The sequence below is a fragment of the Micromonospora sp. AB353 genome, assembly GCF_049538395.1.
Classification (GTDB): domain Bacteria; phylum Actinomycetota; class Actinomycetes; order Mycobacteriales; family Micromonosporaceae; genus Micromonospora; species Micromonospora aurantiaca.
Window position 1 is genome coordinate 1 of the sequence record NZ_JBMVFV010000082.1, and the last position, 25661, is coordinate 25661.

21 protein-coding genes are annotated in these 25661 nt (G+C 73.8%); 10 read left to right on the plus strand and 11 right to left on the minus strand.

Annotated elements, in window-relative coordinates; all coding sequences use genetic code 11:
* A partial coding sequence (locus tag ACPCK6_RS24965) for a sensor histidine kinase (protein WP_423482387.1) occupies positions 1–2113 on the minus strand: 2113 nt, incomplete at its 3' end.
* A gap of 121 nt (positions 2114–2234) precedes the next feature.
* Positions 2235–3605, minus strand: a complete 1371-nt coding sequence (locus ACPCK6_RS24970; protein ID WP_396882929.1) for an FGGY family carbohydrate kinase — start codon at positions 3603–3605, stop codon at positions 2235–2237.
* Positions 3606–3864: 259 nt separating this feature from the next.
* On the opposite strand from ACPCK6_RS24970, the gene ACPCK6_RS24975 reads away from it, so the two are divergent.
* A complete protein-coding gene (locus ACPCK6_RS24975; protein WP_423482388.1) occupies positions 3865–5784 on the plus strand; it encodes a chorismate-binding protein in 1920 nt (639 codons plus the stop codon).
* A 66-nt stretch (positions 5785–5850) separates the two neighbouring features.
* On the opposite strand, the gene wrbA is transcribed toward ACPCK6_RS24975, so the two are convergent.
* Positions 5851–6468: an NAD(P)H:quinone oxidoreductase gene (wrbA, locus tag ACPCK6_RS24980; protein WP_120569050.1), complete on the minus strand. Its 618-nt coding sequence runs from the start codon at positions 6466–6468 to the stop codon at positions 5851–5853.
* Positions 6469–6553: 85 nt separating this feature from the next.
* On the opposite strand from wrbA, the gene ACPCK6_RS24985 reads away from it, so the two are divergent.
* Together ACPCK6_RS24985 and ACPCK6_RS24990 are read left to right on the plus strand one after the other, a co-directional pair.
* The gene (locus tag ACPCK6_RS24985; protein WP_396882927.1) at positions 6554–7045 is read left to right on the plus strand and encodes a GNAT family N-acetyltransferase; all 492 of its coding nucleotides are present in this window, start codon (positions 6554–6556) and stop codon (positions 7043–7045) included.
* 203 nt (positions 7046–7248) lie between these two features.
* Positions 7249–8352 (plus strand): winged helix DNA-binding domain-containing protein, encoded by a 1104-nt coding sequence (locus ACPCK6_RS24990; protein ID WP_423482389.1) that lies wholly within the window; start codon positions 7249–7251, stop codon positions 8350–8352.
* A gap of 84 nt (positions 8353–8436) precedes the next feature.
* On the opposite strand, the gene ACPCK6_RS24995 is transcribed toward ACPCK6_RS24990, so the two are convergent.
* Genes ACPCK6_RS24995 through ACPCK6_RS25010 form a run of 4 tightly spaced genes read right to left on the minus strand, consistent with a single transcriptional unit; the run spans position 8437 to position 12774 of the window.
* Positions 8437–9645: an ABC transporter ATP-binding protein gene (locus ACPCK6_RS24995; RefSeq protein WP_318334723.1), complete on the minus strand. Its 1209-nt coding sequence runs from the start codon at positions 9643–9645 to the stop codon at positions 8437–8439.
* A 9-nt stretch (positions 9646–9654) separates the two neighbouring features.
* On the minus strand, positions 9655–10491 hold the full coding sequence (locus ACPCK6_RS25000) for a carbohydrate ABC transporter permease (RefSeq protein WP_135241062.1): 837 nt from the start codon (positions 10489–10491) through the stop codon (positions 9655–9657).
* Between the two features lies 1 nt (position 10492).
* Entirely contained in the window at positions 10493–11494 is a 1002-nt protein-coding gene (locus tag ACPCK6_RS25005; RefSeq protein ID WP_396882925.1) for a carbohydrate ABC transporter permease, read from the minus strand.
* Positions 11491–12774, minus strand: a complete 1284-nt coding sequence (locus ACPCK6_RS25010) for an ABC transporter substrate-binding protein (protein ID WP_396882924.1) — start codon at positions 12772–12774, stop codon at positions 11491–11493. Before ACPCK6_RS25010 ends, ACPCK6_RS25005 begins: the two co-directional genes overlap by 4 nt.
* Positions 12775–13172: 398 nt before the next feature.
* Here ACPCK6_RS25010 and ACPCK6_RS25015 point away from each other — a divergent pair, with 398 nt between their 5' ends.
* From ACPCK6_RS25015 to ACPCK6_RS25025, 3 genes are all read left to right on the plus strand, one after another.
* On the plus strand, positions 13173–13604 hold the full coding sequence (locus ACPCK6_RS25015; RefSeq protein WP_135241065.1) for a RusA family crossover junction endodeoxyribonuclease: 432 nt from the start codon (positions 13173–13175) through the stop codon (positions 13602–13604).
* 47 nt (positions 13605–13651) lie between these two features.
* A complete protein-coding gene (locus tag ACPCK6_RS25020) occupies positions 13652–13927 on the plus strand; it encodes a hypothetical protein (protein WP_013287312.1) in 276 nt (91 codons plus the stop codon).
* A gap of 71 nt (positions 13928–13998) precedes the next feature.
* The gene (locus ACPCK6_RS25025) at positions 13999–14280 is read left to right on the plus strand and encodes an SCO0607 family lipoprotein (RefSeq protein ID WP_318334727.1); all 282 of its coding nucleotides are present in this window, start codon (positions 13999–14001) and stop codon (positions 14278–14280) included.
* A 12-nt stretch (positions 14281–14292) separates the two neighbouring features.
* Here ACPCK6_RS25025 and ACPCK6_RS25030 read toward each other — a convergent pair whose 3' ends face one another.
* The 3 genes from ACPCK6_RS25030 to ACPCK6_RS25040 form a co-directional block, all read right to left on the minus strand.
* The gene (locus ACPCK6_RS25030) at positions 14293–14994 is read right to left on the minus strand and encodes an AMIN-like domain-containing (lipo)protein (RefSeq protein ID WP_423482390.1); all 702 of its coding nucleotides are present in this window, start codon (positions 14992–14994) and stop codon (positions 14293–14295) included.
* A gap of 389 nt (positions 14995–15383) precedes the next feature.
* Positions 15384–16169 (minus strand): DUF4184 family protein, encoded by a 786-nt coding sequence (locus ACPCK6_RS25035; RefSeq protein ID WP_423482391.1) that lies wholly within the window; start codon positions 16167–16169, stop codon positions 15384–15386.
* 22 nt (positions 16170–16191) lie between these two features.
* On the minus strand, positions 16192–16890 hold the full coding sequence (locus ACPCK6_RS25040) for an HAD family hydrolase (protein ID WP_318334730.1): 699 nt from the start codon (positions 16888–16890) through the stop codon (positions 16192–16194).
* A 138-nt stretch (positions 16891–17028) separates the two neighbouring features.
* Between ACPCK6_RS25040 and ACPCK6_RS25045 the strand changes: the two genes are divergently transcribed.
* Positions 17029–18354, plus strand: coding sequence for a hypothetical protein (locus ACPCK6_RS25045; protein ID WP_423482392.1), 1326 nt, complete (start codon positions 17029–17031; stop codon positions 18352–18354).
* Between the two features lie 68 nt (positions 18355–18422).
* Here ACPCK6_RS25045 and ACPCK6_RS25050 read toward each other — a convergent pair whose 3' ends face one another.
* Positions 18423–21143: an MGH1-like glycoside hydrolase domain-containing protein gene (locus ACPCK6_RS25050; RefSeq protein WP_423482393.1), complete on the minus strand. Its 2721-nt coding sequence runs from the start codon at positions 21141–21143 to the stop codon at positions 18423–18425.
* A 42-nt stretch (positions 21144–21185) separates the two neighbouring features.
* Here ACPCK6_RS25050 and ACPCK6_RS25055 point away from each other — a divergent pair, with 42 nt between their 5' ends.
* The 3 genes from ACPCK6_RS25055 to ACPCK6_RS25065 form a co-directional block, all read left to right on the plus strand.
* Positions 21186–23129 (plus strand): amylo-alpha-1,6-glucosidase, encoded by a 1944-nt coding sequence (locus ACPCK6_RS25055; protein WP_423482394.1) that lies wholly within the window; start codon positions 21186–21188, stop codon positions 23127–23129.
* 130 nt (positions 23130–23259) lie between these two features.
* Positions 23260–24585 (plus strand): glycosyltransferase family 4 protein, encoded by a 1326-nt coding sequence (locus ACPCK6_RS25060; RefSeq protein WP_423482395.1) that lies wholly within the window; start codon positions 23260–23262, stop codon positions 24583–24585.
* Positions 24586–24665: 80 nt separating this feature from the next.
* On the plus strand, positions 24666–25661 hold a 996-nt coding region (locus ACPCK6_RS25065), incomplete at its 3' end, for a serine/threonine-protein kinase (RefSeq protein ID WP_423482396.1).

Consider the following 25661-nt stretch of genomic DNA (forward strand, 5'->3'; position numbering starts at 1 on the left):
GGCCCGGCGCCGGACGCCAGCCGGCCACCGGCAGTTCGGCGGTGGCCGCGGCGAGCGCGCCGGACGCGGCGACCGGTCCGGTGAGCATCTGCGGCTCCGGCCCCCGCACGAGCCGGCCCGGCGCCGGCCGGTCCGTCTCCGGCGCGGGCGCCTCGGCCAGCAGCTCGACCGGGATCCGTACCCGCGCCACCAGGCCCTCCCGGCCGGCGCTCAACCGCACCCGCACGCCGTGCCGGGCGCTCAGGTGGCTCACCACGAACAGGCCCATCCGTTCCGAGGCCGACACGTCGGCGGCCGGTGGCTCGGCGAGCACCGCGTTCGCCTCGGCCAGCGCCGGCGGGCTCATGCCCAGCCCTTCGTCGACGATCTGCACGAGCGCGCCCCGGCCGTCCGGCTCGACCACCACCCGTACCGCCGTGTCCGGGCGGGAGAAGGCGGTGGCGTTCTCCAGCAGCTCGGCGAACAGGTGCACCAGGTCGCCCACCGCGTGCCCGACGACGTGCAGGTCGGTCCGGTTCTCGTGACGTACCCGCTGGTACTGCTCGATCTCCGCGCTGGCGGCCAGGAGCACCGCGCCCAGGCCCACCGGACGGTTCCACCGCCGGGTCGACTCGGTGCCGGCGAGCACCAGCAGGCTCTCGTCGTTACGGCGCATGCGGGCGGCGAGGTGGTCGAGCTTGAACAGGTTCTCCAGCTGGTCCGGGTCGCTCTCCTCGCGTTCGAGGTCGTCGAGCAGCTCCAGCTGCCGCTCGACGAGGACCTGGCTGCGCCGGGCCAGGTTGACGAACATGGCGTTGACGTTGCGCCGCATCATCGCCTGCTCGACGGCGACGTCGACGGCGCTGCGGTGCACCGCCACGAACGCCTCCGCCAGCTCGCCGATCTCGTCCTGCGAGTCGACCACCGCGGGCGGTACGTCGATCGTGCCGATCGGCCGGTCCACGGTGCGCAGCCGTTGCAGCGTCAGCGGCAGGTCCACCTGTGCGATCCGCAGCGCCTGGCCGCGCAGCTGCCGCATGCCGCGCGCCACCGACCGGCCGACCAGCAGCGAGATCAGCACCGCGGACAGGAGCACCGTGGCGATCGCGCCGGCCACCAGCAGCGTGTCGCGCAGCTGGCGGGCGCTGGCGTCGTCGGCCTGGCGTACCGCGTCGGCGACGATGTCGCTCTCCAACTGGCGGAACAGATCCTGCCGCTGCTCGCTGGCCGCCCACCACTGGGTCGCGTCGAGCAGGGCCGGCTTCGCGTCGCCGCCGGGCAGCGTGCGCTCCTCCATCCGGATGGCCGCGACGAACGCCGGGTCGACCGAGGTGCGGTCGTAGCGGCGGATCTGGTCGGCGGTCGCCGCGACCCGGAAGGCGCCCAGCGCGGTGAGCTGCTGGGCCCGCAGGTCGCTGAGCGTCACCTGGTCGTCGGCCTCGTACCGGCCGGCCCGGGCGGCGGCGTAGAGCTCCGCGCGGATGCGGGAGGACAGCTCCTTGACCCGGGAGATCTGCACGTACCGCAGCACCGCCTCGGTCAGCTCCTGCCGGCCGCTGCCGGGCGTCGGCTCGGCCAGCAGGTTCAGCAGCGCCGCGACGGACCTGTGGTAGTTGCTCAGCACGGTGTCGCTGGACAGCACGGCCGGCGCCACCGCCGCCCGGATGTTCACCACCTGGTCGTACGCCTCCAGCGCCTCGGAGTAGGAGACCCGCCAGGCGGCGTCGGCGTCGGCCAGCGGCGCGGCCGCGTCCCGCAGCTCGGCCACCGCCCGGTCGGTGGCCTCCTGAAGGGGCCGGAGCGCGGCGACAGCGGCGTCCCGGTCGGCGCCGGTGCCGGCCCGGCGCAACGCGGCCAGTTCACCGGCGGTGCGGTCCCGCTCGTGCTGGAGCCGGTCCACCGCGGTGGAGATCTGCCGGCCGATCCCGACCTGCTCGGCGAAGGCGCTCAGCGTGGTGGTCTGCCCGACCAGGCCCCGGGTCTGGATGCCGGCCAGGACCAGGAACGCCAGCGAGGGGATCACCAGCACCGTGGCGAGCTTGGTGCCCATCCGCCAGTCCCGCAGCCGGAACCCGGAGCGCCGCCGGTGCGGCTGAGGGGCCGCGCCGCGAACCGGGTCGGGACCTGCGCCCACGGTTGCCTCCTCGTCCCGCCCCACCACGTCGGGGAGCGGAGTCCATCCAATCAGGCCGTCGGTCGGTGTCAACGGCCGCCCGGACGGCATGACCAGGACGGTCAGCGCCTCGGGTGGACGGTCACGCGTGCGAGGCGGCCTCGTCCGTCCGGCCGACCCCGGCGATCTCGTCCGCCTCCGCGACCCGGCCCAGCGCGATGAGCGCGGCGCCGGTCGCGCCGATCTCCGGGTTGCGTTGCCAGCACACCCGGCGGGGCGCGAGCACGTCGAGGAACGCCCCGCGCCACCACGGCGAGGCGGTCAGCGCCCCACCGCCGAGGACCACCTCCATCGGCTCGCCGACACCGGCCTCCAGCAGCGTCAGGTCGTCAGCGACCAGCCGGCACAGGCCGCTCATCAGCCCGGCCAGGATGTCGACCGCTGTGGTGCCGAAGCTCAGCCCGTGCAGCTCCCCCGAGCCCGCCGGGGCGGTGCCCGGTGGCCGGTCGCCGCCGAAACGGGGGTTGGCGCGCACCGAGGCGGCGGAACGGTCGAGCGCCATCTCCAGCTCCCGGCCCTCCGGCAGCCGCAACTCGCGCGCCGCCCAGGCGAACAGGTTGCCGCCGCTGGAGTACGCCGCGCCGGTGACCACGTGGTGGTGGTCGACCCGGTACCGCCAGAGCTGATCCGGCAGCGGTGGTGGCGCCGCGCCCGCCGGCACCGCCTGGATCATGCGGACCGCCGCCGAGGTGCCGACCGTGACCGCCGCGCGGGTCGGGTCGACGCAGCCCGAGCCGACGTTCGCGGCCGCGCCGTCGCCGACCGGCGGCGCCCACCGCGCGCCGGCCAGCTGCGGCCAGCGCCGCGCGTACGTCGCGTTCAGCCGGCCGTGCCAGCCGTCCGGGGCCAGCCGCAGCATCTGATCCGGACGTACGCCGGCCAGCTCGCACGCCTCCGGATCCCAGTCCAGGCGCCGCAGGTCGAGCAGCCCGGTGCCGGAGGCCAGCGAGATGGACATCGGCGCCTCGTCGAGCAGCGTGCCGAGCGCGTACTCGGCGAGCCCGGTGAAGCGGGCGGCCCCGTCGGCGCGCTCGCGCAGCCAGGGCAGCCGCACCGACCAGTAGCAGCGGTGCCACCACGTGCCGGTGCGCGTGTGGAAGTCGTCCGGGTCGGCCGGCCCCCTCGCGCCGGGAAGCGGCTCCGGGCGGGTGTCCAGCCAGGTCAGCACCGGCCCCGACGGTGTGCCGTCGGCGGCCAGCGGCAGCACCGAGTGCCACTGCGCGGAGGTCGCCACCAGGTCGACGTCCCGCAGGTGCCCACCGGCGGCCAGCTCGTCCACGCACTCGATCAGGCACGCCAGGTAGGCCGCGCCGTCGAGCGTTCCGCTGCCGTCGTCGCCGGTGACCAGGGGCACCCGCCGCCGGGCCAGCGCGCCCGGGCGCGGCACCGCGTCCGCGTCGAGCACCAGGCCACGCACCGAGGAGGTGCCCAGGTCCAGAGCGAGAATGTCCATCGCCGGTCAACCTACCCGGCGGGACCGGCGGCCACGCCAAGATCCGTCCCCGGTGCCGCGCGATCGGGTTCCCCGGCTCCCGCCCATCGCGTACAGTGACCGTCATGCCCGCGCACCTGTCCTGCTGGTGGCCCGCCGACCCGGCGGCCCACCCCCGCGCGTAGCTTCCCCACGCGGCCGCCCGACGAGGCGGCCGCCGGTCTCTCCCGGCATCCCGGGTCGCCTTCACCGGCGGCCACCGGCCCACCGAGGAGACCCGATGACCCGCCCGTCCGACCCGCTCGCCGCCGTCGCCGCCGGCCGCGACCCCGGCCCGTTCGCGCTCGTCCGCCGCGAGGGCGCCGACCACGTCGACCTGTTCACCGGCCCGGTACGCACCGCCGGCCTGCTCGCCGACCTGCCGCTGCCCGAGCACGGCGCCGGTGCGCACACGCTGGCCCTGGTGCCGTTCCGGCAGGTCACCGAACGCGGATTCGAGTGCGTCGACGACGGGCTGCCGCTGGAGTTCCTCACGGTCGAGGAGCACCGGCGGATACCGCTGGCCGATCTGCTCGACGATCTGCCCGACGCCGAGGTGCGCACCCGCGACGCGGGCTTCGACATCGCCGACGACGAGTACGCGGCGATCGTGGAACGGGTGCTTGCCGACGAGATCGGCCGCGGCGAGGGGGCGAACTTCGTCATCCACCGCACCATGCGCGCCACGGTGCAGGGCGACCCGCTGGCGGCGGCCCTGGCCGCGCTGCGCCGGCTGCTGCTGCGCGAGCGGGGCGCGTACTGGACGTTCCTGGTGCACACCGGCACCCGGATCCTGGTCGGCGCCAGCCCCGAGCGGCACGTCAGCGTCGCCGACGGGCTGGTCGAGATGAACCCGATCAGCGGCACGTTCCGGCACCGGGGCGAAACCGTCGACCGGGCTGAGCTGCTGCGCTTCCTGCACGAGGAGAAGGAGGTGGAGGAGCTGTACATGGTGCTCGACGAGGAGCTGAAGATGATGGCGGTGGTCGCCGAGCGCGGCGGCCAGGTGGTCGGGCCGTACCTGAAGGAGATGGCGCACCTGACGCACACCGAGTACCTGCTGGCCGGGCGCTGCTCCCGGGACGTGCGCGACGTGCTGCGGGAGACCATGTTCGCGCCGACGGTCACCGGCAGCCCGATGGAGAACGCCTGCCGGGTCATCGCCCGGCACGAGCGCGCCGGGCGGCGCTACTACGCCGGGGTGCTCGCGCTTCTGGGCCGCGACGAGCAGGGCCGGCAGACGCTGGACGCGCCGATCCTGATCCGTACCGCCGAGATCTCGCCCGAGGGCGCGCTGCGCGTGCCGGTCGGCGCCACGCTGGTCCGGCACTCCACCACCGCCGGGGAGGTGGCCGAGACGCACGCCAAGGCCGCCGGCGTGCTGGCCGCCCTCGGCCTGGGCCCGGACGCACCGCGCTCGGCCACCGAACCGGCCGTCCGGTACGCCGACGACCCGGAGGTACGCGCCGCGCTGGCCGCCCGCAACGCCCCGCTGGCCCGGTTCTGGCTGGAGCAGCGGGAACCGGGGGCGCTCGCGCTGCGCGGGCTGGCCGGACGCCGGGCGCTGATCGTCGACGGCGAGGACACGTTCACCGGCATGCTGGCCCACCAGCTCGGCGCGCTCGGCCTGGCGGTGACCCGGCGGGACTGGCCGGACCCGGGCCCGCTGGACGGCTACGACCTGGTGGTGGTCGGCCCCGGCCCGGGTGACCCGCGCGACGCGACCGCGCCGAAGATGGTGGCGCTGCGGGCGCTGCTGACCGAGCTGCTCGCGTCCGGCCGGCCGACGCTCGCGGTGTGCCTGGGCCACCAGTTGCTCGCCGGGCTGCTGGGCCTGCCGCTGCACCGCCGGGACGCGCCGTACCAGGGGTTGCCGCGGGACGTGCCGGTGTTCGGGACGACCCGGCGGGTCGGGTTCTACGCCAGCTTCACCGCCCGCGCCGACGCCGACCGGGTCGCCGGACCGTACGGCCCGGTGGAGGTGTCCCGGGATCCGGCCGACGGCGCGGTGCACGCGCTGCGCGGCGCGGGCTTCGCCGGGGTGCAGTTCCACCCGGAGTCGGTGCTCAGCCAGGACGGCACGAGGGTCCTGGCGGACCTGCTCGGGCATCTGCTCGACCGGCCGGCGCTGAGCGCGCATGGAGCGGCCGATCGCGGGTAGGGCACTGGCGACCGGTGGTCCGGGCGGGTTCGAGAGCCCCCGCCCGGCCACCGGTCGCCAGTCGGGTCAGCCGGCCATGCCCCGCTTCAGCGCGGCGCCCATGAGCACGGCCCGCTTGGCGGTCAGCGCGGTGGCGGCCAGTGCCACGTGGTCCGGGGCGACCTCGCCGTTGTTGCTGGTGTGCGAGGCGCCGTACGGGTTGCCGGCGACGAACTGGCTCGGGTCGGTGTAGCCGGGGGTCACCACGATGCCGCCCCAGTGGTAGAAGACCGTGTACAGCGACAGCAGCGTCGCCTCCTGGCCGCCGTGCGACGTGGCGGTCGAGGTGAACCCGCTGTAGACCTTGTCGGCGAGCGCGCCGGCCGCCCAGAGCGGGCCGGTGGTGTCGATGAACTGCTTGAGCTGGGCGGCGATCATGCCGTACCGGGTCGGTGAACCCATGATGATCACGTCGGCCCAGGACAGGTCGTCCGGCTGCGCCTCCATCACGTCCTGGGTCTCCAGCCGGTGCGCCTGCCAGCCGGAGTTGGAGCGGATCGCCTCGTCGGGCGCCAGCTCACGTACCTTGCGCAGACGCACCTCGGCGCCGGCCTCCCCCGCCGCCTCGACCGCCGCCTGCGCCATCTGGTAGGTGATGCCGGTCGCGCTGTAGTAGATCACCGCGACCTTGACCTGGCCATCCATCAGACGTTCCCTCCTCGTTTCGGGTCAGCTCCGGCGACTACCCGTTACTTGTCCCGTCAAACTCCGGGCGTGGCATGCTCTCCGGGTGGAGATCCGCACCGCCACGCCCGCCGACTGGCCGCTCATCTGGCCGTTCCTCCGCGAGATCGTCGCGGCCGGCGAGACGTACACCTGGCCCCGCGACGTCACGGAGGAGCAGGCCCGCAGGCTCTGGATGCCGCCGGCGCCGGCGCGGACGGTGGTCGCGGTGGCGCCGGACGGCGCGGTGCTCGGCTCGGCCAAGCTGGCGCCGAACCAGGGCGGTCCCGGCGACCACGTGGCGAACGCCTCGTTCATGGTGGCCCCGGCCGCCGCCGGGCGCGGCGTCGGCCGGGCGCTGGCCGCGTACGTGCTCGACGCGGCCCGGGCCGACGGCTACCGGGCCATGCAGTTCAACGCCGTGGTGGCGACGAACACCCGGGCCGTCGAGCTGTGGCGGTCGCTGGGCTTCGAGGTGATCGGCCGGGTGCCGGAGGGCTTCCGGCACCCCACCCGGGGGTACGTCGATCTGCTGGTCATGCACCGGCGCCTGGACTGAGCGTGGCTCAAGATTTGCGCAAGTTCCGCCGGCAATCGCTGTTCCGGTGCAGCTCACACGGGATGCTGATCGGACCGGCGCCGGCCGCAGCGGCCGCCCCCGCGCCGGGAACCTGAACGGGGGATCGCGCTGATGTCGGCAGCGCCGCCGGCGCAGCGCGATCAGGGGCCGCGCTGTCGTACCCCGGGCCTACGCTGACGCCCGTGACCGTACGCCTCAACCGCGCCGAAGCGCTCGCGCTGCGCATGACCGGCCTGCTGTTGCGCCCGCACCCCACCGCCCGCCCGCGGGGCGTCGCCGACGTGGTCGAGTGGTTCGGCGCCATGCAGGCGCAGGACGCGGCGAGCGGGCTGTGGTCGCTCGGCGTACGCCTTCCCGGCACCACCCAGGACGACGTCCGCGCGGCGCTGGAACGGCGCGAGGCCCTGCGCACCTGGCCGATGCGCGGCACCGTGCACCTGGTCCCGGCGCGCGACGCGCGGTGGATGCTGGACCTGACCGGGGCGCGGACGCTGGCCGGCATCGCCGGGCGGTGGCGGCAGCTCGGGCTGACCGTCGCCGACGGCGAACGGGCCGGTGAGGTGCTGGGTGCGGCGCTGACCGGCGGTGGCCGGCTCTCCCGCGCCGAGTGCGTGGCGGCGCTGCGCGCCGCCGGGCTGGCCACCGACGGTCAGCGCGGCTACCACCTGCTCTGGTACGCCAGCCAGCGCGGCGTCACCTGCATCGCGCCGCACGTCGGCACCGAGCAGACGTTCGCGCTGCTCGACGAGTGGGCGCCCGACCCGCACCGCCCGGAGCGCGACGAGGCGCTGGCGATGCTGGCGCACCGCTACGTGCGCGGCCACGGCCCGGTGAGCCGGCACGAGCTGGCCCGGTGGACCGGCCTGACCGTCACCGACGCGACCCGGGCCATCACGCTGGCCGGTGACCTGCTCGCCCCGGTCGAGGTCGACGGCGAGCCCGCGGTGGTCGACGCCGCGCTGCTCGACGCGCCCCGCGCGCCGGTCGACGACGTGCACACGCTGCCCGGCTTCGACGAATACCTGCTCGGCTTCAAGGACCGCTCGCTGATGCTCGACCCGGCGCACGCCGCCGCTGTGGTCCCCGGCAACAACGGGGTGTTCCGGTCGACTGTGGTGCGGGGCGGGCGCGTGGCCGGCACCTGGACGCGGACGATCGGCGCGAAGGCGGTCACGGTGACGGTGCAGCAGCTCGTGCCGTTCGACCCCGCGCTGCGCGCCCGGGTCGACGCCGCCCTGACCGCGTACGCCCGCTTCCTGGGCCTGGAGCTGCGCCACTCCTGGTGACGGCGCGGGTCCGGCCGTCGCCCTCCGGCGGGCATGCCGAGGGCCGGCGGCGCACATGCCACCGGCCCTCGGGCGCGTCCGGGATCAGTCGGCGAGCGCGCCGGCCGACCGGCCCTCGTGCAGCGTCAGGTTGCGTCCGCTGCCCGGGTCGAACAGGTGGATCTTCTCCAGGTTGAACCACACCCGGCGGGACTCGCCCTCGCGTACCGGCGACTCCGCCGACAGCCGGGTGACCAGGTTCGACCCGCCGCCGGCGAAGTCCGCGGCACCCGTGTCGGCGGCCAGCTCCTCCAGCTCGGCGGCGGTGGCCCGCTCCCCCTCGACGGTGAAGTAGACGTACTTGTCCGAGCCCATCGACTCGACGATGTCGACGGGCGCCTCGAACTCCATGCCCCGGCGGCGGGTCTCGTCGTCGATCAGCGCCGCGTCCTCGAAGTGCTCCGGGCGGATGCCGAGGATCAGCTCCTTGGGCGCGTCACCGGCCTCCAGCTCGCGGCGGATCCGGTCGCCGACCGGCACGTCACCGAGCGCGGTCCGCAGCCGGCCGTCCTCCACGACGGCGTGCACGAAGTTCATCGACGGCGAGCCGATGAACCCGGCGACGAACAGGTTGCGCGGGTGGTCGTACAGCTCCTGCGGCGGCCCGACCTGCTGCACCGCCCCGCCCCGCATGATGACCACCCGGTCGCCGAGCGTCATCGCCTCGGTCTGGTCGTGGGTGACGTAGACGGTGGTGGTGCCGAGCTGCTTCTGCAGCCGCGACACCACTGTGCGCATCTGCACCCGCAACTTGGCGTCCAGGTTCGACAGCGGCTCGTCCATCAGGAACGCCTTGGGCTGGCGGACGATCGCCCGGCCCATCGCCACCCGCTGCCGCTGGCCGCCGGACAGGTTCGCCGGCTTGCGGTCCAGCAGCGCGGTCAGCTCCAGCACCTTCGCCGCCTCGTCGACCTTCTGGTTGATGGTCTCCTTGTCCACCTTCGCCAGCCGCAGCGGGAACGCCATGTTCTCCCGCACCGTCATGTTCGGGTAGAGCGCGTACGACTGGAAGACCATCGCGATGTCGCGGTCCCGGGGCGCCTTGTCGTTGACCCGCTCGCCGCCGATGCGCAGCTCACCGGAGCTGATGTCCTCCAGCCCGGCGATCATGTTGAGCGTGGTGGACTTCCCGCAGCCGGACGGGCCGACCAGGATGACGAACTCGCCGTCGGCGATCTCCAGGTCGACGTCCTGTACGGCGGTGGTGCCGTCCGGGAACCGCTTGCTCACCTTGTCCAGCACGATGTCGGCCATTGCTACCACCTATCCCTTGACTGCGCCGGAGGTCAGACCGGAGACGATGCGGCGCTGGAAGAAGAGCACGAACAGGATGATCGGCACGGTGATCACCACGGCGGCGGCGCAGATCGCCCCGGTGGGGTCCTCGAACTGCGACTCGCCGGTGAAGAACTGCAGCGCCACCGGGACCGTGCGGGACCGCTCGGTCGAGGTGAGCGTGATCGCGAACAGGAAGTCGTTCCAGCAGAAGATGAAGACCAGGATGGCCGTGGTGAACACGCCGGGCGCGGCCAGCGGCGCGATCACCCGCCGGAACGCCTGCCCCTGGGTGGCGCCGTCCATCTTCGCCGCCTTCTCCAGATCCCACGGGATCTGCTTGAAGAACGCCGACAGCGTGTAGATCGCCAGCGGCAGCGCGAACGTGATGTACGGCAGGATCAGCCCGGGCCAGGTGTCGAACAGCCCGAGCTGCCGCTCGATCTCGAACAGCGGCGACACCAGCGACACCTGCGGGAACATCGCGATCAGCAGCGAGACGCCGACAAGCAGCTTCTTGCCCGGGAAGTCGAGCCGGGAGATCGCGTACGCGGCCATCGTCCCGAGCACCACGGCGATCGCGGTGGCGATCAGCGCGATGCCGATGGAGTTGACCAGGGCCCGGACGAACTGGTCGGTGTCGAAGATGGTCCGGTAGTTGTCCAGCGTCCACTCGCGCGGCCAGAACTTGCCGTCGGTGAGCGTGGCCGGGGTCTTGAACGACAGCGAGGCGATCCAGAGCACGGGGACCAGCGCGAAGACGACGACCACGACGTCCAGCAGGCCCCAGCGCACCTTCGCCCGCGTGGTGGTTTCCACTGCCATGTCAGCGCCTCTCCCCATCGTCGCTGCCCGGGGCAGCGGTGCCGAACAGCTTCACGAACACGAAGGCGATGATCGCCACGGTGATGAAGATCAGCACCGACATCGTGGAGCCGATGCCGAGGTTCAGGCCCCGGATCAGGTTGTTGTAGGCGAGCATCGACACCGACGACGTCTCGTTGCCGCCGTTGGTGAGCACGAAGATGTTGTCGAAGACCCGGAACGCGTCGAGCGTGCGGAACAGCAGCGCGACCAGGATGGCGGGCTTCATCACCGGCAGCATCACCTTGGTGAACCGCTGCCACGCCGTCGCGCCGTCGGTGGAGGCCGCCTTGAGCAGGTCCTCCGGCACCAGCGCCAGCCCGGCCATGAGCAGCAGCGCCATGAACGGGGTGGTCTTCCAGATCTCCGCCAGCATGATGATCGCCAGTGAGCTGGCCCGCTCGGTCAGCGGGGCGCTGCCGTCGAACAGGTTCGCCAGGTAGCCGGTGCCGGGCGTCCAGGCGTACCGCCAGGAGAACGCGGCGACCACCGTCACGATGCCGTACGGGATCAGCGCGGCGGTGCGGACGATGCCGCGGCCGACGAGCGTCCGGTGCATGATCAGCGCCAGGCCCATGCCGAGCACCAGCTCGACCGCGACGGTGACCACGGTGATCAGCGCGGTCACGCCGAACGCGGTCCACCAGAAGTCGTTCGTCAGCACGGTGACGTAGTTCTCCAGGCCGACGAACTGCCGCTCGTCGGGGAAGCGCAGGTCGAAGCGCTGCAGTGACAGCCAGACCGAGTACAGGATCGGGTACGCGGTGACCAGCACCATGACCAGCGCGGCCGGCGCGCACAGCAGCAGGCCGAGGCGCCGCTCGGCGCGCTTGTTGTCACTCAGCGGGGCGCGGGAGCCGCGCCGGGACCGCTGCTCCGGTACGGCGGTGTGCCGTCCGCCGGGCTGCTCGGCCTCGGCCTCGGCGGCGGCCTGCGCGCCGGCCGGGGTGGCGTTCACGCTCATGGCAGAACCCCCTTGGACTCCAGCGCGTCGGAGATCGCCTTGCGCAGCTCGTCGGCGGTCTGCTCGGGCCGGATCGCCGACGGCGGCGACAGGATCGCCGACATCACCGTGGAGATGCTCTGGTAGGCAGGGGTCAGCGGCCGCACCGCCGGCTCCTTCAGCTCCTCCAGGATGGTCTCCTTCATCGGGTACGCCTCGGTCATCTCCGGGTCGTCGTAGACGGCCTCGATGGTGGGCGGCACGCCGTCGTTGACGGCGGAGAACTTCTGGTTCTCGGCGTTACGCAGGCAGCGGGCCGCCTCGAACGACTCCTCCGGGTGCTTCGAGTAGGTGCTGACCGCCAGGTTGACCCCGCCGATGGTGACCTTGCTGGGGGTGCCCGGGTCGATGCCCGGCACCCGGGCCCACTTCACGTTCTTCGCCAGGTCGGGGTTGGCCTCCTGGAGCGCCGGATAGACGAACGGCCAGTTCACCTGGAACGCGCCCTTGCCGGACTGGAACTCCAGCCGCACCGGGTCCTCGAGCGCGTTGCTGAACGACGGCGAGGTCACGCCCGACGTGGCGAACTTCTGGAGCTGGTCGAGCGCGCGGACCGCGCCGGCGTCCATCTCCGCCTTCTTGCCGTCGTCGCTGAGGATCTTGCCGCCGGCGCTCTCGGCGAGCGTGTTGTAGAGCACCACCAGGCCCTCGTACTGGGCGCCCATGGTGAGCACCTGGTACGGCTTGCCCTGCTCCTTGAGCTGCTGGGCGGCCGAGATCATCTCGTCCCAGGTCTTCGGCGGCTGCGACACCAGGTCGGACCGGTACCAGAGCAGCTGCACGTTGGTGTTCTTGGGCGCGGCGTAGAGCTTGTCCTCGTACCGGGCGGTGTCCAGCGGGCCGGCCAGCGTGCCCTGCTCGACCTCGGCCTTGTCCTGGCCGGTCCACTCCCGGATCCACTTGGCGCTGGCGAACTCCTGGGTCCACGTGACGTCCAGGCCGAGCACGTCCATCCCGGTGTCCTGCGCGGCGAGCCGCCGTACCATCTGCACCCGCTGCTCGTCGGCCTCGCGCGGCAGCACCCGGTAGTCGATCCGGTACCGCCCCTGTGCCTGCGTGTTGCAGGTGTCGACGACCTTCTGCAGGTTCTGCTCCGGCGGGTAGTACAGGTTGATCGTGGGGACGCCGCCGTCGCCGCCGGATCCGCAGGCGGCCAGCGGGGCCACCAACGCCAGCGCGGCGGCTGCCGCCGCCGCGCGTCCGGCCGGCCGCCGTGCGGCCGTGTCGGGGACTGTCGTCATCACCCTCCCCCTCTCTTCGGCGAAGAACCGGGGGGTGACCCGTGCCCCGGTGCACGGCGATACGACCGGGGCATCGGCCCGATCGCCCGACGCCCCGGGCGTGTCGTGCGGCTGAACGTGCCCGACCTGCGACGGAGCGAAACATCACGGACATGTGACGGCGACGGCACGAACCGGGCCGGGGAGATCGACACGTCGTCCCACGTCGTGAAACGGCGAGGCTACCCAGCGTCAGCGGTCTGCACTAGCGTGGGGCTGGCTCCGTAGCCGGCGCGTCGCCGTCGACGCCGATGCGCCTCCGGCCGTCCCCCATCGCCCGCCCGATCGGTTGGTTCTGACGGGAAGTGCCGTGCGCGCGTTCCCCGGTTGGGCAGGATTCCCCCCGAGGAGGTGCCGTCGTGCAGGACACCCGCGCTCTCGCCCTGACGTTCGAGGTGAGCGGCCTGCCCCCGGTCAAGACCGAGGCCCTGTCCATCTTCGCCGCCGGGCACCGGCAGGCGACGAGGGTCCGCACCCTGCTCCAGGCCGCCTGCACGGCGGCCCAGCGCACCGGGTGGACCCCGCTGACCGGTCCGGTCGAGGTGGACCTGACCCTGCGCTGTCCGCCCGGGCACCGCACCTCCGACGCCAGCACGCTGCTGGGCGGCGTGTGCGCGGTGCTCCAGGACAAGAAACGGGTCTCCTCCATCGGCCTCGCCCACCTCGGGGTGCTGGTCGACGTCGCGCTCTGGTCCGACGACCGGCAGATCCGCCGGCTGTCGTACGTCGAGGAGCCGGCGGAGGAGTTCTCGTATCTGGTCCGGGTGTCGGCCGTACCGACGATGGTTTGACCGACGTCCGCGGTGGGGTACCGCGGACGCCGACGAAGGGAGTGCCGATGTCGGAGCCACATGTCACGCTCGACCCGAGCGGGCTCGATCCGGTGCAGCAGAAGCTGCGCGGCCCGCTGGAGGATCAGCTGACGTCGGCCCTGCAGGCGGCCGCCGACCGGGTCCGCGCCGGCTACGCCGGCGAGCCGGTGGAGGACGTCTGCCGTCGGTTGCTCGACGAGACCCGCTCCGGCCTGCACCCGGACATCGCGGCCGGCTTCCAGCCGGACATGGACGAGTTCTGCCGGGTGGCGGTGGCGATCGTGCGGGGCGAGCTGACCTGAGCCCGCGCCGGCCCGGGGATTGAGTACGCGTACCGATGGCGGGTCCGCCCGGGGCGGCGAGAATACTCCCCGTGCGAACCCGAATCATGATCGTTCTTGCCGTGCTCGGACTGACCGGGCTGATGGCGACCACCGGTTGTTCCCTGCGGCAGAGCATCTGCGGCAGCGACGAGTACCCGGTGATCGCGGTCGGCCCGCAGGGCGGCAGTTCCTGCGTGCCGGACGGCGAGGAGCCGTCGCCGCCGTACGTGCGCTACCCGGAGGGCAAGGTGCCGAAGTACGTCGACGACGAGTGGGACGTCTACTGGCGCACCCACGGCATCGACGAGAACAACAGGGTCATCGACCGCTGACGCGGGCCCGCGTCAGCTCCGCCGGACGTCGACCGAGACGACGTGGGTGCCGTCCGGGCGGTCGGCCTCCCCCAGCCGCACCGGGAGCCGGCCGCCGTCGGGCGGCCGCAGGCCGAGCCCGAAGCTGAGGTGTCCCTCGTAGTCGCCGGCCACCGCCCATCCGCGCAGCGTCGGGAAGCGGATCGCCGCCGGTGGCAGGTCCGCCGTCCCGCCGCCGCGGGCGTCGTGCGCCTGGGCCGGGTCGAACCGCACCGACAGGTACGCGGTACCGGGCAGCGTGACCGGCGCCCCGCGCCCCTCGGTCACCACCTGCGGCACGTAGGCGACCTCGTAGGACGGTGTGGGTCCGCGGAAGGCGAACGTGATCCGGCTGAACCCCTCCACCGGGTGGTCGCCGACGCCGATCGCCACCAGGACGGGCAGCGGTTCCCCGGGCGGCGGGGCGACCGGCACCCGTACCCGATGGGCCACCCGGACCGGGCCGGCGGGCACCGCCCAGCCCCAGGTGGCGTGCCAGGACCCGGCGGCCGGCTCGGCCTCGGTGGGCACCGGCGGGGTGGGCGTGGCCTCCGGCGTCCCGGTGGCGGCCGGCGCGGACGCCGCCGCGATCGTCGGGGTGGGCGCCGGGGACGCGCCGTCGTGGCCGGTCGCCGTGCAGGCCGCCGCGAACAGCACGACCAGGCCGGCGAGCAGCGGTACGCGCTGAGGAGTCATGACTCAGTGTCGCTCCGTGACCGGCTCACGCACCAGAGGCGTCCCACCCGGAATCCGTCAACCGGTGAAGGGTGCCGGACGGGTCAGGACCGGGTCCGCAACTCCCCGGTCCTGACCCCGGCCGTCCGGTTCGGTAGCGGTCTGCGCCACGGGAACCCGGCAGGCGTGGCACGACGCCTTCCGCCGGGCTCCGCGCGGCGAGCCGGTATGCCCGCACTCAGCTCCACGGTGCTCTCACCACCGGACTCCGGTGCGCCCCCGTCTCACCCCGACGAGACGTGGACGCCGGCTCAGGTTAGGCGCGTCTGCGCAGGCCGGACAAGCGATGACCGGCGACCGCGCCTGTGATTGATGTCTATGCCGAATTGCGGCATGTCGGCGTAACGGGGTCAGCCGGTTTCGCGCTGTTCGACTTCGAGACGCGGACTGCGCCCGGCCTGCCGCAGCCGCACGGTCCGGGCCGCGACGGCACCGGCGACGAGCGCCAGCGCGGCCACGTGCAGCGCCCGTACGCCCGCCGGGGCGGGGACGGCGGCGGCCGGCAGCGCGGGCATCAGCAGCGCGCCGAGGCCGGTGACCGCCAGCGCGACCCGCCAGAACACGTTCGGGTTCGCCTCCGGCGCGGATTCGGGCACGCCGCCCGCCCGCAGGGCGCGGCGGGCCTCGTGCACGGCCAGGACGACCACCAGCAGTCCGCCGCCGAGACCGGCGACGACATCCGCGAACTGGAACCAGTAGACGCCGGTCAGCGCGCGGAAGTCGGCGACGCCGAGCAGCCGGGGCAGCCGCTCGCTGTGACTGACCCGGTCCCACGCCACGTGGCTGAACGCGCCGATCAGCGCCGAGCAGACGGTCACCTGCCAGGGGTGACGCACCCGGGCCAGCGTCACGTACCAGGGCCAGCCGAACAACCGTTGCCCGGGCAGGTGCACCGCGATGCCGGCGACCACGCGACGCACCAGCCAGGCGTACACGAGGGCGACCGGCAGGCACCACCAGAGCAGGCCGCCGAGCGTGTGCGTCCGCAGGTTCAGGGCCAGCGGCGTGCCGGTGACCAGGTACCCGACGTCCGGCGCCACCGCGCCGGTGCACAGCGCCACCCCGTCGAACCAGCCCGGCCGCCACCGTTTCAGCGGCAGCACCGGCGCCAGGTGCGACGGGAAGGTCAGCGGCACGTCCCGGACGTTACCGGCCCGCTCAGAAGTGATGGACCAGGTCGGGGAACGCGGCCAGCCGGATCACCCGCTGGTCGGACGGGTCCAGCTCGTCGTGCTCCAGGACCCAGGTGTTCTCGTTCGGGATGAAGACCGCGTTCATCCCGGCGGCCCGGGCGGGCAGGATGTCCGAGCGCGGCGAGTTGCCGATCATCCAGGCCGCCGCCGGGTCGAAGGCGTGTTCGCGGGCCAGCCAGCGGTAGGTGTCGGCGTCCTTCTCCGGGACGATGTGCGCGGCCCGGAAGTGGTGCAGCAGCCCGCAGGCGTCCAGCTTGCGCTGCTGCTCCTCGCGCTCGCCCTTGGTCAGCAGCAGCAGCTCGTGCCGGCCGGCCAGGTCGTCGAGCGTCTCGGCCACGCCCGGCATCAGCTCCACCTGGTGCCCGACCAGCGCCGCGGCGAGCTGCTCGATCTCGGCGCGCTCCCGCGCGGTGGCCGGACGCTCGCGCAGCTTCTCCAGGCACTCGCCGAGACTGCGCAGGAAGACCTTGCTGCCGTAGCCGTGCGCGACGGCGTTGGCGCGCTCGATGTCGTCGAGCACCGCGCGGATCCGGGCGCGGTCCAGCGTGGGATGGTCCAGCCAGGTGAGGAAGTCGTCGATGACGCGCTCGAACAGGACGTTGTTCTCCCAGAGCGTGTCGTCGGCGTCGAAGACCAGCACGGCGGCGTCCCGGCGCGACGGCATCGTGTCCCCCTCCCCCTCGCGGACCTCGCACACCGTACTGCCCGGTCGCCGGACGGGCCACGCGGATTATCCGGTCGGCGGCCCGTTACCGGCGGCTACCCGACTGCGGAATCCCTGGTCCGACGGCATGCTTCGGCCATGACGATCTCACCCGATCATCCACCTGGACGACGGCGCCGGCGGCGCGCCGCCGTCGCGGTGGCCGCGACGCTCGCCGTCGCGGGCGCGGCGCTGCCGGGATCCCCGGCACTGGCCGTCAACGCCTCACACACCACAGTGGTCGGCACCAACCCCGTCGACTGGACGCCGCACGCGCTGGACGGCACCGTCCACCGCATCCTCCAGATCGGCAACCGCGTGTACGTCGCCGGCACGTTCACCAAGGTGCGCAACGCCGGCCAGACGGCCCAGCTGGCGATGCCCCGGCTGGTGGCGCTGGACGCGACCACCGGCCGGATCGACACCACGTTCCGGCCGCAGGTCAACGGCGCGGTCAAGGCGCTCGCCGCCGCGCCGGACGGCCGCTCGCTCTACATCGGCGGCGCGTTCACCACCGTCAACGGCACGGCGGCGTCCCGGCTGGCCCGGATCGACGCGGCCACCGGCGCCCGGGTCGCCGGTTTCACCACGCCGGCGCTGAACAACCAGGTGAACGACATGCGCCTGGCCGGCAACCGGCTGATCGTCGGCGGCGCGTTCCAGACCGTCGGCGGGGTGACCCGGCGTGCCCTGGCGGCGGTGAACGCCACCACCGGGGCGGCCGACGCGTCGGTCAACCTGAACCTGGCCGGCCCGCGCACGACCACCTCCGGTGCCACCGCGCCGGTGAAGGTCGAGGCGCTGGACGTCTCCGCCGACGGCCGGCGGCTGGTGTTCGTGGGCGGCTTCAGCAGCGTCGCGGGCGTGGCGCGGCACCAGATCGCCGTCGCCGACCTGAGCGCGGCCGGTGCCACGCTCTCCGGCTGGGCCACCGACCGCTACCAGCCGCAGTGCGCGCGGACGATGCCGGTCTACATGCGGGGCGTCGACATCTCGCCGGACGGCACCTGGTTCGCGGCGGTCACCACCGGCGGCCCGTTCCCGGGGACGCTCTGCGACACCGCGGCGCGGTTCGAGTTCGGTACCGCCACCGGCGGCAAGCAGCCGACCTGGGCCAACTACACCGGCGGCGACACGCTGCTGTCGGTGGCGGTGACCGGCGCGGCGGTCTACGTCGGCGGGCACCAGCGGTGGCTGGACAACCCGCAGGGCCGCAACTCGGCCGGTCCGGGCGCAGTGTCCCGGCCGGGCATCGGGGCGATCCACCCGACCACGGGTAAGGCGCTGCCGTGGAACCCGACGAAGGACCGGGGCGTCGGCACCCAGGAGCTGTACGCCACCGACCGTGGTCTGTGGGTCGGCAGCGACACGGTGACGGTGGCCGGCGAGTACCACGCCCGGCTGGCGTTCCTGCCGCTGCCGTGAGCGTGCGGGCGCGGCGGTACTCCCGCCGCGCCCCGCACGTCAGCGGCGCACGGTGAGGATCGGCCGCGTCAGCGGCGCAGGGTGAGGATCAGGTCGGCGACCAGCGCGGTCCAGCCCGTCTGGTGCCAGGCGCCGAGGCCGGCGCCGTTGTCGCCGTGGAAGTACTCCGGGAAGCAGATCAGGTCGCGCCAGTCCGGGTGGGTCTGGAACAGCTGCGCGGCCCCGTAGATCGGCCGCCGCCCCCAGCCGTCGCGGGTGAACAGCGAGATCAGCCGCGCGGACAGGTCGTCGGCGATCTCGTCGAGCGTGCGCTTCACCCCGGACCGGGTCGGGTACTCGACCTGCAGGTCGTCGCCGAAGAACGCGGCGTAGTCGCGCAGCGCGCTGATCAGCAGGAAGTTCGTCGGCATCCAGATCGGGCCGCGCCAGTTGGAGTTGCCGCCGAACAGGCCGCTGGTCGACTCGGCCGGCTCGTAGCCGACGCTGAACTCCTGCCCGCCGAGCGTGACGGTGAACGGCTTGTCCAGGTGGGCCCGGGACAGCGTGCGCAGCCCGTACTCGGAGAGGAACTCGTCGGTGTCGAGCATCCGGGCCAGCAGCCGCACCACCTGGTCCGGGGCGACCATCGACAGCAGTCGCTGCTGGCGGCCGTCCGGGCCGATCCGGCGGGCGCCGATCACCTCCGCGTACTCGGGGCGGTTGGTGAGGAACCAGCGCAGCCGCGCGCCCAGCTCGGGCAGGCGGCGCATGGTCCGGGCGGTCAGCCGGGTGACGGCTGCGAGCGGCAGCAGCCCGACCACCGAGCGCACCTTCAGCGGCACCTTCGTCCCGTCGGCCAGCCGCAGCACGTCGTAGAAGAACGCGTCCTCGGCGTCCCACAGCCCCTGGTGGTACGCCGCCGCCGCGATGTACGCGAAGTGCTCGAAGAACTTGGTGGCGGTGTCCACGTACGCGCGGTCGTGCTCGGCCAGCACGATCGCCATGTCGAGCAGGTTGAGCGCGTACATGGCCATCCAGCCGGTGCCGTCGGACTGCTCCAGCACCCCGGCCACCGGCAGCGCGGCCGAGCGGTCGAACGGGCCGACGTTGTCCAGCCCGAGGAAGCCGCCCTCGAAGACGTTGTTGCCGCCGGTGTCCTTGCGGTTGACCCACCAGGTGAAGTTGAGCAGCAGCTTGTGCATCACCCGGGCGAGGAACTCGTGGTCGCGGGAGCCGTCGATCTCGAAGACCTTCAGCGCCGCCCAGGCGTGCACCGGCGGGTTCACGTCCCCGAACGCCCACTCGTACGCCGGGATCTGCCCGTTGGGGTGCAGGTACCACTCGCGCAGCAGCAGAAGGATCTGCTCCTTGGCGAAGCCCGGGTCGACCCGGGCGATGGTGACGCAGTGGAAGGCGAGGTCCCAGGCCGCGTACCAGGGGTACTCCCACGGGTCCGGCATGGAGATCACGTCGAAGCTGTTCATGTGCCACCAGGCGCTGTTGCGCCCGTGCCGGCGGCCGGCCGGCGGCGGCGCGGAGCCGGGGTCGCCGGCCAGCCAGCGTTCGACGTCGAAGTGGTAGAACTGCTTGCCCCACATCAGCCCGGCGATGGCCTGGCGGGCCACCAGCGCCTCGTCGGCGGTGGCGGCGGCCGGGATGACGGTGTCGAAGAACCGGTTCGCCTCGGCCCGGCGCGCCCAGAGCACGGTGTCGAACCCGTCGCCCAGGTCGGCCGCAGCGGGCGGCGCGGCGGCCGGCGGCGGCGCGGTACGGGTCAGCCGCAGCCGGACCTGCCGCTGCTCACCGGCCGGCACGTCCAGCACGTAGTGCAGCGCGCCCTTGGTGCCGGTGCGGTCGGGGTTGACGGTGGCGGCGCCGGCCACGACGTGGTCGTTGATGCCGTCCTTCGGGTACGCCGACCGCCCCGGCAGCCCCCACAGCCGCTCGGCGTTCGTCTCGTTGTCGCACAGCAGCGGCACCGGGTCGCCGTCGCCCTCCAGCAGGATCTGGCCGAGCACCCAGTGGTCACCGACGAGGCGGGCGCCGCCCCGCGCCCCGGCCTCCTCGCCGGTCAGCTTCGGCATCCGGTCGGTGCCGGGCAGGCCCCACGCCCAGGTGTTGCGGAACCACAGCGTGGGCAGCACGTGCAGCGTCGCGTCCTCCTCGCCCCGGTTCGCCACGGTGATCAGCACGCACATGTCGGTCGGTGACGCCTTGGCGTAGTCGACTGTCACCACCCAGTACCTGTCGTCGTCGAAGATGCCGGTGTCGACCAGCTCGTACTCGGTGTCGTCCCGGCCGCGCAGCGCGTTCACCGCGACCAGCTCGTCGTACGGGAAGGCGGCCTGCGGGTAGTGGTAGCGCCAGCGCATGAAGGAGTGCGTCGGGGTGCTGTCGAGGTACCACCAGTACTCCTTGACGTCCTCCCCGTGGTTGCCGCCGTCGCCGCCGAGGCCGAACATCCGCTCCTTGAGGATCGGGTCGCGCCCGTTCCACAGCGCGAGGGCGAAGCAGAACGTCTGCCGGTCGTCGCAGACGCCCGCCATGCCGTCCTCGTTCCACCGGTACGCTCGGGACCGCGCGTGGTCGTGGGGGAAGTAGTCCCACGCCGTGCCGTGTTCGCTGTAGTCCTCCCGGACGGTCCCCCACGCCCGCTCGGACAGATAGGGGCCCCATGCGCGCCAGTCCTGCTCCCCGGCGTCGGCCTGGGCGAGCCGGTGCCGCTCGGGGTCGGGGGACGCGGAGGTCGACCGGTCGGTGATCACTGGCACATCTTCGACGCCACCGGGGTACTTCTCCACAGCGGCCATTGTCGCCGTGGCATGTCACACCTCGCTGCCGGTGGAGGAAAGTTGATCGACATCCGTTTCGGGCCGCGGGTCTGCGGCGAGCTGTCCGCCGCCGCCGCGCGGGAATGGCTGGTCACGGACGGGCGCGGCGGGTACGCCATGGGCACCGTCGCCGGTCTGCGTACCCGCCGGTACCACGGGCTGCTCGTGGTGGCCGGTGACACGCCGGCGTCCCGCAAGGTGGGACTCGTGAGCCTCGACCCGGCGGTGACGCTGCCGTCGGGGCGTCAGGTCCGCCTCGGCGCGCACGAGTGGTCCTCGGGCGTGGTCGACCCGCGCGGCTTCGAGCTGCTGGAGCACTTCGACCTGGCCGACGGGGTGCCGCGCTGGCGGTGGCGCATCGGCGACGTGGTGATCGAACGGGAGATCGCCATGACGTACGGCCGCTCCTGCGTCGCGGTGGTGCACCGGTTGATCTCCGGTGGCCCGGTGCGGCTGGACCTGGCGGCGGCCTGCACCTGGCGCGACGCGCACGGCGAGCGGCGCGCCGACGGCCCGGCGCCCCGGCTGGAACCGGCGGCCGGCGGCGCGGTGGTCGACGGCGCGTACCGCCTGGCCGGGCCGGACTGGATCCCGGAGGGGCAGTGGTGGCACGGGGTGCGCCACCGGACCGAGGCCGAGCGCGGCCTGCACCCGGACGAGGACCTCTGGTACGCGGGCCGGTTCACCGGCGCGCTCGACGAGCCGGGCGCGACGGTGTCGGTGCTGGCCTGGGCGGACGACCTGGCCGAGGAGCCGCCACCGGCGACCGCCGTGGTCGAGGCGGCCCGCCGGCGCAGCCGCGCGGTGGTGGCGGCGGCGAAGCCCGGCGACGCGGTCGAGGCGACGCTCGCGCTCGCCGCCGACGCGTTCGTGGTCCGCACCGCCACCGGCCCGGACGTGGTCGCCGGCTACCCCTGGTTCGGGGCCTGGTCGCGGGACACGATGATCTCCTACGAGGGCCTGTTCCTGTGCACGAACCGTGCCGACGAGGGCCGGGACCTGCTGCGGGCGTACGCGGCCACGCTGAACGAGGGCATGCTGGCGAACACCGCCGACACCGGCCGGGTCGAGTACAACACCGTCGACGCGACGCTGTGGTTCCTGCACGCCGTGCACCGGCACGTCACCGTCACCGGCGACACCGACCTGGGCGACGACCTGCTGCCCGCGCTGCACGGCGTGGTCGAGGCGCACGTCGCGGGCACCCGGTACGGCATCGGCGTCGACCCGGCCGACGGGCTGCTGACCCAGGGCGGCCCGCCGGACGTGGCGCTCACCTGGATGGACGCCCGGGTGTACGGGGTGCCGGTGACCCCGCGTACCGGCAAGCCGGTCGAGGTGAACGCGTTGTGGATCAACGGGCTGGCCGGGCTCGCCGAGCTGACCGAGCTGGCCGGACGCGACGCCGCCGCGCTGCACGCGCTGCACCACCGGGCCACCGCCGCGTTCCGGGAGCGCTTCCCCGCCCCGGCCGGCTGGCTGCACGACGTGGTGGACGCGCCGGCGCCCGCGTACCCGCTGGGCGGGGCCGCGCACCACGACGACGACCTGCTGCGCCCCAACCAGCTGCTCGCCTGGTCGCTGCCGCACGCGCCGCTGGAGCCGGACGAGGCCGCGCTGCGCCGGATCACCGAGGCGCTGTTCACCCCGCTCGGGCCGCGCAGTCTCGCCCCGGACTCCCCCGGCTGGACCGGCCGGCACCGGGGCGGGCCCGCCGAGCGGGACTCCGCGTACCACCAGGGCACCGTCTGGCCGTGGCTGACCGGGCCGCTGCTGGACGCGTACCGCCGGGCCGGGCTGCCCACCGACGACCTGCTGGTGGGCCTGGTGGGCCACCTCGCCGAGGACGGCCTGGGGTCGGTGAGCGAGACCGCCGACGGCGCGGCGCCGCACGCGGCCACCGGCTGCCCGTTCCAGGCGTGGTCGGTGGCCGAGCTGCTGCGCGCGCGGCGGATGCGCCGGTAACGCGTTACAGACCGGCAACCGGCGCGTCGCCGCCGGTTATCGACCCCTGGGCAGGATGGGTGCCGACCCCACCGGACACCGCGGCGACGCCGCCGCCGGGGTGGGGACGCCACAACTCAAAGGGGGCCGCGTGTCAGCTGACGCCGAAGTGATCGACATCCAGCCCGCCCGGCGCCTGCGGGTGCTGCTGCTCTCCTGGGAGTACCCGCCGGTGCTCGTCGGTGGCCTCGGCCGCCACGTCCACGCGCTGTCAGTAGCGCTCGCGGCCGCCGGGCACGAGGTCACAGTCGTCACCCGCCACGCCGATGGTGCACCCCTGGAGGAGTACGCCGAGGGCGTGCGCGTCGTCCGCGCCGCCGAGGATCCGGTCCGGTTCCCGCTCGCCACCGGCTCGCTGCTGGCCTGGACGATGGCGTTCAACCACACGCTGACCCGGGCCGCGCTGCGCGCCGCCGCCTCCGGCACCTACGACGTGATCCACGCCCACGACTGGCTCGTCGCACACACCGCAGTCACGCTGGCCGAGCACCTGGACGTGCCGCTGGTGACCACGATCCACGCCACCGAGGCGGGCCGGCACCAGGGCTGGCTGCCGGAGGAGATGAACCGCACCATCCACGGCGTCGAGCACTGGCTGAGCAACGCCTCCGGCCGGGTGATCGCCTGCTCCGGGTACATGCGCGACCAGGTGGCGCGGCTGTTCGGCGTACCGGCCGGACGCATCGACGTGGTCGCCAACGGCGTCGACGACCGGGCCTGGCGGGCCCGGCCGCACGCGGTCGCCTCCGCCCGGGCACGCTTCGCCGCGGGCGGGCCGCTCGTCGGGTACGCCGGCCGCCTGGTCTACGAGAAGGGCGTGCAGCACCTGATGCACGCCGTGCCGCACCTGGCGAAGCGGCACCCCGGCCTGCGGGTGGTGATCGCCGGGGACGGGCCGTACCGGGACGAGCTGGTCGACCAGGCGCGGCGGCTGCACCTCGGGGACACGGTCCGGTTCGCCGGTTTCATGGACGCCACCCAGCTTCCGGCGGTGCTCGCCGCCACCGACGCCACGGTGATCCCCAGCCTCTACGAGCCGTTCGGGATGATCGCGCTGGAGGCGGCGGCGGCCGGCGCGCCGCTCGCTGTGGCGCGTACCGGCGGGCTGGCCGAGATCGTCGAGCCCGGGGTGACAGGTGTGACGTTCCCGCACGGCGACCCGGACGCGCTGGCCGGCGCCGTCGACCGGCTGCTCGGCGACGAGGTGTTCGCCCGGCGGGTGGCCCGCAAGGCGCGCAGCATGGTCAGCCGGCGCTACACCTGGTCGGCGATCGCCGCCCGGACCGCCGCCGCCTACGCCACCGCCCGCCGCGACCACGACGCGTTCCAGGCCCGCCGGGCCACCGCCCTGCTGGCCGGCGACCGGTCCCCGATCGCCGTCCCGGAGGGGAACCTGCTCGCCGGCGCGGCAAGTTAGGGGAATGACGCACTGACATGCGATAGGTACCGTCCGATCCGTTGGCTATTGTGGACCACTGACCAGCGGTGAGGAGTGCGGTGCGGGAGGTAGTGATCGCGGGGCGGTACCGCCTGCTCGAACTGGTCGGCCGCGGCGGGATGGGCCAGGTCTGGCGGGCGCGCGACGAGGAGCTGCAGCGCGAGGTCGCGGTGAAGCAGGTCGTGCCGCCGAACTGGCTCGCCGAGAACGAGCAGGACGAGTTGCGCGCCCGTACGCTGCGCGAGGCGCGGACGTCCGCGCGGCTCAACCACCCCAACGTGGTGCGGGTCTACGACGTGGTCCGGGTCCAGGGCGAACCCTGGCTGATCATGGAATACGTCCCGTCGCGCTCGCTCCAGGAGATCATCGAGACCGACGGGCCGCTGCCGCCCGGCCGGGCCGCCGAGATCGGCCTGTCGGTGCTCGCCGCGCTGCGCGCCGCGCACGACGCCGGGGTGCTGCACCGGGACGTGAAGCCCGCGAACGTGCTGCTGGCCCGGGACGGGCGGGTACTGCTCACCGACTTCGGGCTGGCCGTGTTCCAGGGCGGCGACGGCGCGATGACCCGGCCCGGCCTGGTCCTCGGCTCCCCCCAGTACGTGGCTCCGGAGCGGGCCGCCGACGGCGTGTCGAGCGTCGAGGCGGACATGTGGTCGCTCGGCGCCACGCTGCACGCCGCGGTGGAGGGCCGCTCCCCGTACGCCCGCAGCACCGCGATGGCCACGCTCGCCGCGCTCGCCACCCGTCCGCCCGACCCGGCCCCGCACGCCGGCCCGCTGACGCCGGTGCTGACCGGGCTGCTGCGGCGCGACCCGCGTACCCGGCTGGGGCACCGCGAGACGGCCCGCCTGCTCGGCGTCGCCGCGGTGTCGGAGGCCGACGCGGAGGCCGCCGGATCGGCGGGCCGCGCCACCGCCCCGCCGGCCGAGCGGCCGGCCGGCGGACGCGAGGCCGACGCGGCGGGTGACGAGCCGGGGTCACCGGGGAACCCGGCGGCCCCGGGCGGCATCTACCCGGACCTGATGCCACCGGCCGCCGCCGCCCGCGCGTGGAGC